We start from the raw sequence: 11,689 nt of genomic DNA, 5'->3' as shown, positions 1-11,689 counted from the left end.
AACCTAGGTGTCCGACGGGCTCACCGAAGCGCCGATCGGTCGATGCAGAACGAGACGAGCCGCGGCGAGACCGGCGAGGGTGGTGGCCGCGTGATGGCCGTGGTCCCCAGGCGGCGTAGAGACGGATCGAATGGGCCGTCGGAGCCTTCAGTGCCCAGCGGTACGAGGCCGAAACGGGGCGTCGGAGACGACTGCGACGCCCCGATCAGCAGCCGCCAACGCTTGAGCGGCGAGGCTCCGAAACGGCGGCCGGGCATGCACCGCAGCGAACCGGCTCTACGTCCGCCGACGTGGTCGCCGAGTTCACCGCCTTGGGAAGGGGCTGGAGCGCTCGCCGCGCGGCGGAGCCCATCACGGCGAGCAGCGACGTGCCGAGCCGACCTTGTTCTGGATGGCGCTCGCGGCGCTGGACATCGCTCCGCGAGACACCTCGTGTCGGGGCGGAGTTCTCAGTCGCGCCGCAGAACGGTACGGAGTGCGTCGAGCGCGGCCGCGTCCTCGATGGTCGAGGGCACCGGTTCGTCGGCGCCGTCGGCGATTCCTCTCATCGTTTTCCGCAAGATCTTGCCGGAGCGGGTCTTGGGCAGGGCGGGCACGATCGAGATGTCTTTGAGCGCTGCCACTGCTCCGATTCGGTCGCGAACCAGCGTGATGAGGTCAGCGATGACCGTGACCTCGTTGTGCTGGTCGCCGGCTTTCAGCACGACGAATCCCCGGGGTAGCTGCCCCTTGAGCGGATCGGCCACGCCGATCACAGCGCATTCGGCGACTGCCGGGTGCGCGGCGAGGGCCTCCTCCATGGTTCCGGTCGAGAGCCGGTGGCCGGCCACGTTGATGACGTCGTCGGTGCGTCCCATGATGAACACGTAGCCGTCGTCGTCGATGTGTCCGCCGTCGCCGGTGGCGTAGTAGCCCGGGTGTTCGGACAGGTATGAGGAGACGTAGCGTTCGTCGTCGTTCCAGAGCGTGGTCAGCGCGCCTGGGGGTAGCGGCAGTTTCAGCAGGATCGTGCCATCGGTGCCGCGCGGAACAGGCCGGCCAGCGGCGTCGACGACCGTGATGTTCCAGCCGGGGACTGCGACGGTCGCAGAGCCAGGTTTGACGGTCATGGGCTCCTGTCCCATGAGGTTCGCCGCGACCGGCCAGCCGGTCTCGGTCTGCCACCAGTGGTCGATGACCGGGATGCCGAGGCGATCCTGGGCCCAGCGGAGAGTCTCCGGGTCCAGGCGCTCGCCGGCCAGGAACACGGTGCGCAGGCTGGAGAGGTCGTAGTCGTAGAGGAAGGAACCTTCCGGGTCTTCCTTCTTGATCGCGCGCAACGAGGTGGGCGCGGTGAACAGGGCCTTCACCTGGTTCTCGGCGATGACGCGCCAGAATTGGCCCGGGTCCGGTGTCCCGACGGGTTTGCCTTCGTAGAACACCGTGGTGGCGCCGGCGAGCAAGGGCGCGTAGACGATGTAGGAGTGCCCGACGACCCAACCGACGTCGGAGGCGCTGAACATCGTCTCGCCAGGGCCGACGTCGTAGATGTTGCGCATGGACCACGTCAGGGCCACGGCGTAGCCGCCGGTGTCGCGGACGACGCCCTTGGGTTTGCCCGTCGTGCCCGAGGTGTAGAGGATGTAGAGCGGATCAGTGCTACCCACCGGGACACAGTCAGCAGGCTTGGCGGTGGCGATCACCTCGTGCCAGTCGAGATCGCGGCCGCCTAGCTCGGCGACCGCCTGCGGGCGTTGCAGCACGATGCAGTGATCCGGGCTGTGATCGGCCAGTTCGAGTGCGCGCTCGAGCAGCGGTTTGTATTCGATGATGCGCTTGCCTTCGATCCCGCACGAAGCTGTGACGACGGCCTTGGGGGCAGCGTCGTCGATCCTGATCGCCAGCTCGTTCGGGGCGAATCCTCCGAAGACGACTGAGTGGACCGCGCCGATGCGGGCGCAGGCCAGCATCGCGATCGCGGCTTCGGGAACCATGGGCATGTAGATCACGACCCGGTCGCCGTGGCCAATTCCGAGCTCGGTCAGTGCACCGGCGAACCGCGCCACTTCATCAAGCAGCTGGTCGTAGGTGTAGGTCTTCTTGGTCCCGGTGACGGGACTGTCGTAGATCAGCGCGGCGCGGTCACCGTGGCCGGCTTGCACGTGGCGGTCCAGGGCGTTGTGGCAGGCGTTGAGCTGCCCGTCCGGGTACCAGCGGGAGAAGGGTGCAGCGGTGTCGTCCAGGACGCGTTCCGGTGCGCGGTGCCAGTCGAGCGCCGTCGCGGCCTCGCGCCAAAACGTCTCGGGCTCCTCGACGCTGGCGCGGAAGGTCTCCTGATATCCAATCATGCTGCTCCGATCCCCGTGACTGCTTTGTCACGGGCTTCCGGTCTGAAATGTGTGGTGCTGGGGCCACTCCGGCGCCTCGAGGGTGGCCGGGTGTCGGAGTGGCGGGACCTGGAGTCGGGTTGGCCACCCAGGTCAGCTTCGGCCGGTCATGACGTCTTCGGTGACCGGCATCGGTCGTGGTGTATCGGCGAGTGCGATCACCGGGTGGGTGGTGATGCGGTGGCCGAGGAAGACCGGCCGGTTGGCCTGCCCCAACAGCAGGGGCAGCAATTCCTCGGCTCGGACGTTGCCCCACCACCCGTCACGGGCAGGCAGTTCTCCCCATTCGGTCACGGTGTCGGGCCTTACCGTCGGGCCGGCCACGAGCAAAGGTGTGGGGTCGGCTGTGTGCATCACCCCGTGGGTGGAGGGCGTGGCGTGATCCCCGGTCACTGCGACGATCGCCCTGTCGGCGAGGCTGGCCAGGCCGGTCAGGCCCCGGTCGAGTGCTTCGAGGACGTCGCGTTTGGCGTGGGGTTGCTTGGTGTGGCCGGCTTCGTCGGTGGCCTTGGTGTGGACGTGCACGAAACGGGCACCGGAGGCGATGAGGTCCTCTGCGGCCTCGAGTCGTGCTGCGATGTCACGAACCGGGTCGTCGACCGGGGGCAGGTGCACCGAGGCCATGTCCAGGGCTGTGGCGATCCCGCGGTACAGGCGGGTGCTGGTGACCGCGGCGCCGGCGACGCCGACCTGCTCGACGAATGAGGGAATGTCGCCATAGCGGCCGGACCACTTGGTGGTGAGCACGTCCAGCGCGGGCAGCCCGCGGAGTTGCCGGGCGGTGTTGATGTCGCTGGCGCGCAGGTAGCGGTGTGCTGCTTGCAGTGCCGCGGTGAGTGCTTCGGCGAAGGCCGAACCGGTCACGCTGGTCGGGATTGGCTGCATCCAGGGGTGGAAGTTCTCGAACAGCGGATCCGAGTCGGTCACCTGCGCACACCCGTGAGCGGGGGCGGTCAGCAGCGCTTCGCCGGTCGTACCGTGGCGTTGCAGGCTCATCCCGTGCTCGGCGAGCACCGGCCCGAGGCCGGTCAACAGGGCGGCGATGTCGGCGTCGTCGTCGACGCGGGCCCGTCCGGCGATCCACAGGCGGTCGCCGTCGCGGCGCGAGGTGCGCAGCGCCGCGTGCGTGGCCGCGCAGTCGCGGGCGACGTCGAGTCCGGCGCCGAGCGCTTCCAGCACGGCGCGACCGGGGAAGGGCACCGTGGAGTAGCCGAACATCGCCCAGTGGGCCAGTTCGGAGGCTGGTGCTCGTCCCCATCCGAAAGGCAGGTGCCAGCCGGAAGCGCCGTCACGGGCCAGGGCATCGAGATGCGGGGTGTGGGCCGCCTCGGCGGGAGTGCGGCCACCGAGTTCGGGGATGGGACGATCGCCCAGCCCGTCGAAGATGACCAGCACGATCGGCAACCGGTCGTCCTCCAGCCGGGGCTGGGTTTCGCCGTATCCAGGCGGCGTCATCATCGACCTCCAGTACGTGCTGCTGACCGGTCTTTCAGCAGCTCGGTCAGGGGCAGAACGATGGAGGCGGGCACCAAGCCCGTCCACGTCGCCGTCTTGTCCTCCAGGTGTGCGCGGATGTCGGTGGCGGAGATCTTGGCGGTCGGATCGCCGTCAAGCACCGTGAGCCAATACCCGGCGTCAGCCAGCAGCCCCGCCTTGTGGCGCTCCCAGTCGCTGTAGGCGCGCACCACCTGCCGGGCACGCAGCGGGACGTAGTGCGGCCAGCACTCCGGCCGGGTGAGATCGAACGGCACGATGGTCGTCCTCTCCACCCAGCCCCGGTCTGCTAACGCCGCGTGCAGGAGCCGGGCGCGCTCGAAGTAGGTGAAGGGGTTGGCCTCGGCCAGGTGCCGGTGTGCCGACGTCGATTCCTCCTGCCGCGCAACAGGATCAGGGTTGGTGATCGCGATGATGAGATGGTCGGCATCACGCAGCGCGATCTCGAAAAGATCCAAGTGCTGTTCATGCACCGGTTGGAACCGGCCGGTCACGCAACTCAAACGGTCCATCGGCACTCCCCTCCCCCAGTGCCTGGTTGCGTCTCGATCGCAACGTGGCCATGGCGTCCGGCGACGAGTTCACCGACCACGGCTGCCTCCGCATCACCGCGCCCGTGCAAGGCCGCAATCGTCGAGCTCGCGGCAGCCGGGGGGACGCACAGCAGCAGACCGCCGGATGTTTGGGCATCCGCCAGCAGCAGCTGCGTGGTTTCATCGGCGGTGGCGGGGTCGAACCAGCCCGCGGCGAGCGCGTCGGTGAGAGTGCGACGGCTGCCATCCGGCGCGCACCCCTGCCGCACGAGCTCAGCCACCGAGGGCAGCAGCGGGACGGTCTCCGGCCGGATTCGGGCCTCGAGGCCGGCCGCGAGCGCCATCTCATGCAGGTGGCCGATGAGGCCGTAGCCCGTGACATCGGTGCCGCCGCGCAGTCCCGCGGTCGTGGCCACCCCGGCCGCGGAGGCGTTGGAGCGGCTCATCGTGGCGACCGCTTGGCTGACGGCCGCGTCCGGTGCCTGTCCCCGTTTCACCGCCGTCCCGATGACCCCGGCGCCGAGCCGCTTGGTCAACACGAGCAGGTCGCCAGCATGACCCCCGCCCTTGCGCAGGATGGAGTTCTCGTCGACCTCGCCCACGACGGCCAGCCCGTACTTGGGGGCCGGGTCAACGATGCTGTGCCCGCCGGCCAGCACCGCGCCAGCCTCAGCGACCGCGCCCGCACCTCCCCGCAAGACCTCCGCGAGCAGTGCGCGGTCGAGGTTCTCCGGCCACGCGAGCAGGTTCAGCGCCAACAGCGGGCGCCCACCCATCGCGTAGACGTCCGACAGGGCATTGGTGGCCGCGATGCGTCCCCAATCGTAGGGATCATCCACCATCGGAGTCAGGAAATCGGTGGTCACCACCAAGGAACGGCCTTCAAGCCCAGGCACGTCAAAAACGGCCGCGTCATCCGCCGGCGACAACCCGACCCTCAGGGCCGCACCAGCAGGACTGGCGCGGCCACTGCCCGCGCAGTCGCCCGCATTCAGCGACGCGAGCACGTCGTTGAGCAGGCTCTGCGGCATCTTGCAGGCACACCCCCCGCCCGGCGAGTACTGCGTGAGCGGGGTCGTCACGGTCGTCATGCAGCTCGCCTCTTCAACAGGCCTCGCGCAATCCCGTTGCGCTGGATCTCAGACGTTCCGGCCGGGATGCGGAGGTTGCGCGCGACCCGGAACAGCTTTTCCTCCGGCGAGTCCTGCATGAGACCCATCGCGCCGCGCACCTGCACCGCGGTGTCGGCGACGCGGAAGAACGCCTCGTCGTTGATCACCTTGACCAGGCTGATCAACCGGGGAGCATCGGAGTGCATCGGCATGGCGAACGGGCCCAGCTCATCGAGCTCGGCCTGCGCCACCAGAGACGTGGCGCGGGCCTGGTAGATATCGGCATCCATGTTCGCCAACATGTGCTGCACCGCCTGCTGCGCGGCGATCGGCTCGCCACCCGAGGTGCGCTCCTGGGTGTAGTCCAGGGCCCGTTCGAGCAACCAGGCACCCCAGCCGGCGCACATGCCACCGCGGCAGAGCCGGCGCCAGTTGATCCACGACATCGCCAGTGCGAAACCGTCGCCGATCTCGCCGACGACGTTCTCGGCCGGAACCCGCACGTCGCTGAACTCCAGCGTGCCGGTCAACCCGTCCGCCATCATCGTCGGCAGATCACGCCCCCGGGTCACCCCAGGCGCGTTGGCGTCGACCAGGAACATCGACAGCGACCGAGTCCGAGCACCGGGCTCAGTGACGGCCACGACCTGCAGGACGTCGGCGAAGTGCGAGTTGGTGATCCACGCCTTCTTGCCGTTGATGATCCAGTCGTCACCGTCGCGGGTCGCGTGGGTCGACATCGCCAGAACATCGGAGCCGACGCTGGGCTCGGTGTTGCAGAACGCCGCCGTGATCTCCCCCTCGATCAGCGGCTGCAGATACTGCTCCCGCATGGTCGGCGAGCAGTGTTCGATCGCCGGGTTCGGCCCCTCGGTCCAGGCCAGCGCGGCCAGGCCGAGCCCGAGACCGGATCGGTGGTAGACGAACTCCTCGACGTGGTGCATCTCAACCCGGGTGAAACCCCTGCCACCAGCAGAGACCGAGTTGTGCGGCGTGTAGAGGCCGAGCGCACCCGCGCGGCGCTGGACTTGCCGCCGCGCCTCCCACACCGCCGGATGCATCCGTCCCTGCTCGTCGAACTGTGGCTGGCTGGCCGTGCCAGCGCCCTGCTGTGCCAGCTCCTTTTCGATCGGGGCGACCTCCTGGTCGAGGAAGGTCTGGAAGCGGTCGTGGTAGTCAGCGACTCGCTCGCTGGCACCGATGGCGGTGACGGCAGTCATGAGTTGGCTCTCCCTCTCGGCGACTAAACGCTGTTCATTCGATTGAACGATGTTCAGAGTGTAGCGTCACCGTCAACACGAAGGAAGGGCGAAGGACATGGCTGAGGGTGCCCGCGCGGAGCGACTCGATGCGGTGAGCGAGACCAAGCGAGCGCTGATACTCGAGGGAGCGCTGCGCGTTTTCGCTCGTGACGGGCTGCGTGAAGCCAGCATGCGAGCGATCGCCAAAGAGGCCGGCTACACCCCGGGGGCGATCTACGGTTACTTCCCGAGCAAGGAGCACATTTACGCAGCGGCGCTGAACGAATCACTCAGGCGGCTGCAGAGCGCGACCGAAACCGCAGCGTCCCATGTCGCCACCGCAGCGTCCCGCTACGTCGCCGCCGCGTTGGCCTTCTTCGACTTCTACGACGAGAACCCCCGCGACCTCGACATGGGGTTCTACCTGTTCTCCGGTGGCATGGCACCACACGGACTCTCCGACGAGGAGACCAATCGCGAGCTCAACGCGGCGCTGCTCGCCACCCTCGAACCGGCCCGCAGCGCCGCAGCAGAGCTGTTCGGAACAGAGGTGGCCACCCGCCTGACTGCAGAAGCGTTCGCACACGCGTCCGGCCTGCTGCTGCTGCGCCACACCCGCCGTCTCAACCTCTTCCGGCTCGACGCCCGCGAACTGATGCAGAGCTATCTCACCGAACAGGTCGACCAGGACACGGTCTCCAGAACCGAGTAAGGCTCCCGACACAGGCGAACACGGTCACCCCTCTGGTGCGATGACCCGCACGCAGGGCCGCTTCTCCACACAGCGCTACCGAGAATCGCGGCACGCTGGCGAGATCCTCATCCGAGCCGGGCGAAGTCGATGATGGACTCGAAGTCGACACCGCGCAGCGTTCCGTAACCAGGGCCCCAACCGGTGCCCAATCTGGAATTGACGCCTTCTGCTTCAACCTTTCTCGGGAAGCAGGAGCCGTGTGGTTAGTGCACAAGTCCCCCTCGGACACGCACCAATGCCCCAACGAGTCCGGGTCGAGAGTCATCTCGACCCGGACTTCGTCGTTGTGGGGATGTTAGGTGAGGCGGAGGCCGAGGTTGCCGTAGAGGTCGGTCTTGTCGTCGTTGTCCGCGTTGCGGAGCAGTTCGTGTGGATCACCGATCCGGGTGCCGAGTTGGTGGATCCCGTCTCGGGTGAGCTGCCGTTGACCCTCGTGGCGGATGCGCCGCAACCCAGCGGTGGCCTCGGCTCGTGTCGTGCGCTCTCTGCGTCTCCGAAGATTCCCGCACCGCGTCGAGCACGGTTCCGGCACGTCGTAACGGGACAAGACAGGGCAGGTCATTTTTTCTGGTTGCGCATTTTTGCGTGACGCGCAAGTTGGCGGTAGGGTGGGTGGCGTGGACGGTGAGCGGATCGGACTGCGCGAGCGCAAGAAGCAGGAGACGCGGCTCGCGCTGAACTGGGCGGCCATCCGGCTCGCGGTGGAGCGCGGGCTGGAGAACGTGCGGGTGGAGGACATCGCCGCCGAGGTCGGTGTCTCCCCGCGCACCTTCAACAACTACTTCGCCGGCAAGGGCGAGGCGATCGCCGCGCGGCACCTGGAGCGGGCCCGCCAGATCGCGGTGGAGCTGCGGGCGCGGCCCGCGTCCGAGCCGTTGTGGACGGCCATCACCAACGCCGCGTTGGCCCGGTTCGCGCTGGGGCAGGGCGCCGGCGAGCGCGAACCGGAGCAGCAGTGGCTCGACGGCGTGCGCTTGATGGTCTCGGAACCAGCGCTGCAGGGCGAGTTCATGAAGGCCAACGCCGCGGCTGAGGCCGAGCTCGCCGCCGCCGTCGCCGAGCGCACCGGCACCGATCCGGCCCGCGACCTGCATCCGCGGCTGGTGGCCGGAGCGGTGGGGGCTGCGATCGCGGTCGCCACCGAGCACTGGCTGAGGGCCGCCGAGCCCACTCCGATGGCACCGGTGCTGCGCGACGCGCTGCGGCAGCTCGCCGCGGGATTGCCCGTGCCGTAGTCCCGACCACCACCGGACGACGCGGTCCCACGCGTCGTTCTCCTCCGGAAGCAAGGAGAAATCCGTGACCACCGATGTCGTCATCGCAGGCGCCGGGCCGAACGGGTTGATGCTGGCCTGCGAGTTGAGCTTGGCCGGGATCCGGCCGCTGGTGCTCGAACGCCTGCCGGGGCGGACGGCGGAACACCGCGCCAACGGACTGGTCGGCCAGGTGGTGCGGATGCTCGACCGCCGGGGCCTGTACGAGCGTCTCAACGGGAATTCCGGTCCGCCGCAACCGATCCCCGCCTTCGCGTTCGGCGCGATGCGGCTCGAACTGGAGGTTCTCGACGACAACCCGATGTACGCGCTGGGCGTGCCGCAACGCCGGATCGAGCAGGTGCTGGAGGAGCGCGCCCTCGAACTCGGCGCGGAGATCCGTCGCGGGCACGAACTCGTCGGGCTGGCCCAGGACACCGATTTCGTCGCCGTCGACGTCGTCGGACCGGACGGACCGCACCGGTTGCGCGCCCGCTACCTGGTCGGCGCGGACGGTGGGCGCAGCCAGACGCGCAAGCTCTCCGGCATCGGATTCCCCGGAGCCACCAAGGACGACGTGGTCTCCCGCCTGGCACACGTCACCGTCCCGCCGTCGCTGGTGGACCCGACGACGCTCGGCCTGAACGTGCCCGGGCACGGCTTCGTACCACCGTTCATCCACCACCGCACCGAGCGCGGCGTGCTCGCCTACGCCCCGTTCCCCGGGGGAGCACCGCTGGTGTCCACGATGGAATGGTCGGCGGGCCCCACCGACCAGCCGATGACGGTGGACGAGCTGCACGCGAGCGCGAGCCGCGTGCTCGGTGCCGACCTGCCGCTCGGCCCGCCCGAGGGCGACGGCCCGCACCAGCTGCGCCGGTTGGCCAGCGGCAACACCCGGCTGGCCGACCGGTTCCGGGACCGCCGGGTGCTGCTGGTCGGCGACGCGGCCCACGTGCACTCGGCGATCGGCGGCCCCGGGCTGAACCTCGGGCTGCAGGACGCCGTGAACCTCGGCTGGAAGCTCACCGCCGAACTGCACGGCTGGGCCCCGCCCGGGTTGCTGGACAGCTACGAGACCGAACGGCGAACGGTGGCCCGGCGGGTCGTCATGCACACCCTGGCCCAGTCCGCGCTGCTCTCCCCCGGCGACGAGATCGGCGCGCTGCGGGAGCTGTTCGGCGAACTCCTCCACGAGCCGCGCAACGTGCAGCACATCGCGGACCTGATGTCCGGCGCGGACGTCCGCTACGAGATGGGCATTGACGCCGAGCACCCGCTGGTCGGCCGGTGGGCGCCGGACCTGCGGCTCGACACCGCCGGCGGATCCGTCCGGCTGGCGGAGCTGACCGCGGATGCCCGGCCGCTCCTGCTGGACACGACCGGCTCGCTCGTCGACGCGCTGTCCGGCTGGCGGGACCGGGTGCAGGTCGTCACCGGTCGCGCCGACACCTCGACCACCGCGATGCTCCTCCGCCCGGACGGCTACACGGCCTGGGCGTCGAACGACGCCCGACCGGACGCCCGATCCCTCCGCGAGGCCCTGACCAAGTGGTTCGGCCCCGCCACAGCAGGTGCGTGACCACGCTCCGGGAGGAATTCCTCGGACCCGGCCCCCTCCTCGTCCGTGCGGGATCTTCCAGCGCGACGCCGGGTGGGCGGGCAGCGGATTCGGGTCTCACCCAGCTGATTCAGGGCCTGGGGACGCCGCGACCGACCCGGAGGGGGTCCGGGTGGCGCACGAGCCACCCGGCCACCGCACATCGGCCGGGCGGCTGCTGGACGGAATCGCGCGGGGAAGACAGCCTTGGGGACGCAGGAGGTCCACGAGGACGAGGAGCCACGGGTGCGATTCGGCGTCAACGTGCTGAACTTCGGGCCGGGCACGGATCCGTCGACGCTGCTGGGCTGGACCCGGTACGCGGAGGATCGCGGGTTCGGCTTCGCGATGATCTCCGACCACGTCGCGGTCACGCCGGACGCGGCCGGACCGTACCCGGCGCCGTTCTACGACCCGTTCACCACGCTCGCCTGGCTCGCCGGGCAGACCGAGCGGATCGAGCTCGGCACGACGGTCGCGATCGTGCCGTACCGCCACCCGCTGCACACCGCCCGCGTCACCGCCAACATCGACCGGTTCAGCGGCGGGCGGTTCCTGTTCGGGGCCGGGATCGGCTGGGCGCGCCAGGAGTTCGAGGCGCTGGGGCTGCCCTTCGAGCGCCGCGGCCGGATGACCGACGAGTACCTGGAGGTCCTGACGCGGGCGTGGACCGAGGAGACGCTGTCGTTCCACGGTGAGTTCGCGTCCTTCGACGAGGTGTCCACCGGCCCGCTCCCGACCCGCCGTCCCCCGTTGTGGGTGGGCGGCAACGGGCACGCGGCGATCCGCCGGGCGGTGCGGTTCGGCGACGCGTGGCACCCGTTCAACCAGCGGGTCGCGTGGCTGCGCGACGAGGGCGTGCCCGCGCTGCTGCGCGCCGCCGAGGACGCCGGTCGCGCGGCGCCCGGCTTCGCGCCGCGGCTTCCCCTGCTGCTCACCGATTCCGCGCTGGACGACGACACGCGCCTGGCCGGGCAGGGCACGCTGGACCAGGTTCGCCGGGACCTCGGCGGGCTCGCGGAGCTCGGCGCGACGCACGTCCTGTTCGACACCTACCCCGGCACCCCGGACGAGATGCGCTCGCAGGAGGCGGACCACCGGATGCTCGACGCGCTCGCCGCGCACATCCTCGACTGACCACGCCCGGGTCGGCGAGTGGGTCCCGGGCCGCGGACTTGGGCCCACGCCGGACGACTCGCGGGGCCGGGCCGCCGTCGGTCGTGCACCGGGTTCGCTCGGCAGGCCACGCTCGTCACGGCGGGTGATCAACGGCGATCTCCGCTGCCTTGCGGTGCGCACCCGGGCTGGGCGAGGAACATCCTGCACCGGGCATCGC

General features: G+C 69.6%; 10 protein-coding genes. 4 read left to right on the top strand and 6 right to left on the bottom strand.

The window, feature by feature from the left end; translation table 11 throughout:
* Nucleotides 1-449 precede the first annotated feature (449 nt).
* The 5 genes from LCD33_RS01015 to LCD33_RS00995 all read right to left on the bottom strand — a co-directional run bounded on the left by LCD33_RS01015 (nt 450) and on the right by LCD33_RS00995 (nt 6,725).
* Nucleotides 450-2,327, bottom strand: coding sequence for a propionyl-CoA synthetase (locus tag LCD33_RS01015; RefSeq protein WP_255615295.1), 1,878 nt, complete (start codon nt 2,325-2,327; stop codon nt 450-452).
* A gap of 132 nt (nt 2,328-2,459) precedes the next feature.
* Nucleotides 2,460-3,824 carry an alkaline phosphatase family protein gene (locus tag LCD33_RS01010; RefSeq protein ID WP_224977423.1) on the bottom strand — a complete coding sequence of 455 codons (1,365 nt, stop codon included), beginning with the start codon at nt 3,822-3,824 and terminating at the stop codon, nt 2,460-2,462.
* Entirely contained in the window at nt 3,821-4,372 is a 552-nt protein-coding gene (locus LCD33_RS01005; protein ID WP_224957817.1) for an adenylyltransferase/cytidyltransferase family protein, read from the bottom strand. Before LCD33_RS01005 ends, LCD33_RS01010 begins: the two co-directional genes overlap by 4 nt.
* Nucleotides 4,360-5,484, bottom strand: a complete 1,125-nt coding sequence (gene selD / locus LCD33_RS01000; protein WP_224957816.1) for a selenide, water dikinase SelD — start codon at nt 5,482-5,484, stop codon at nt 4,360-4,362. Before selD ends, LCD33_RS01005 begins: the two co-directional genes overlap by 13 nt.
* Complete coding sequence (locus LCD33_RS00995; RefSeq protein ID WP_224977422.1) at nt 5,481-6,725, bottom strand: acyl-CoA dehydrogenase family protein; 1,245 nt, start codon at nt 6,723-6,725, stop codon at nt 5,481-5,483. Before LCD33_RS00995 ends, selD begins: the two co-directional genes overlap by 4 nt.
* 133 nt (nt 6,726-6,858) lie before the next feature.
* Between LCD33_RS00995 and LCD33_RS00990 the strand changes: the two genes are divergently transcribed.
* On the top strand, nt 6,859-7,458 hold the full coding sequence (locus LCD33_RS00990; protein WP_224977421.1) for a TetR/AcrR family transcriptional regulator: 600 nt from the start codon (nt 6,859-6,861) through the stop codon (nt 7,456-7,458).
* 337 nt (nt 7,459-7,795) lie between these two features.
* Here LCD33_RS00990 and LCD33_RS00985 read toward each other — a convergent pair whose 3' ends face one another.
* Entirely contained in the window at nt 7,796-7,951 is a 156-nt protein-coding gene (locus tag LCD33_RS00985) for a hypothetical protein (protein WP_224977420.1), read from the bottom strand.
* A 166-nt stretch (nt 7,952-8,117) separates the two neighbouring features.
* Between LCD33_RS00985 and LCD33_RS00980 the strand changes: the two genes are divergently transcribed.
* From LCD33_RS00980 to LCD33_RS00970, 3 genes are all read left to right on the top strand, one after another.
* A complete protein-coding gene (locus tag LCD33_RS00980) occupies nt 8,118-8,735 on the top strand; it encodes a TetR family transcriptional regulator (protein ID WP_224977419.1) in 618 nt (205 codons plus the stop codon).
* Between the two features lie 64 nt (nt 8,736-8,799).
* A complete protein-coding gene (locus LCD33_RS00975; RefSeq protein WP_224977418.1) occupies nt 8,800-10,335 on the top strand; it encodes an FAD-dependent monooxygenase in 1,536 nt (511 codons plus the stop codon).
* A gap of 264 nt (nt 10,336-10,599) precedes the next feature.
* A complete protein-coding gene (locus LCD33_RS00970; RefSeq protein WP_224957802.1) occupies nt 10,600-11,490 on the top strand; it encodes a TIGR03619 family F420-dependent LLM class oxidoreductase in 891 nt (296 codons plus the stop codon).
* Nucleotides 11,491-11,689 lie beyond the last annotated feature (199 nt).

Origin of the sequence: Saccharopolyspora sp. 7B, from assembly GCF_020177435.1 — a bacterium.
Taxonomy (GTDB): Bacteria; Actinomycetota; Actinomycetes; order Mycobacteriales; family Pseudonocardiaceae; genus Saccharopolyspora_C; species Saccharopolyspora_C gregorii.
The sequence above is the reverse complement of the archived record's forward strand: the minus strand, read 5'-3'. Positions and strand labels throughout refer to the sequence as shown.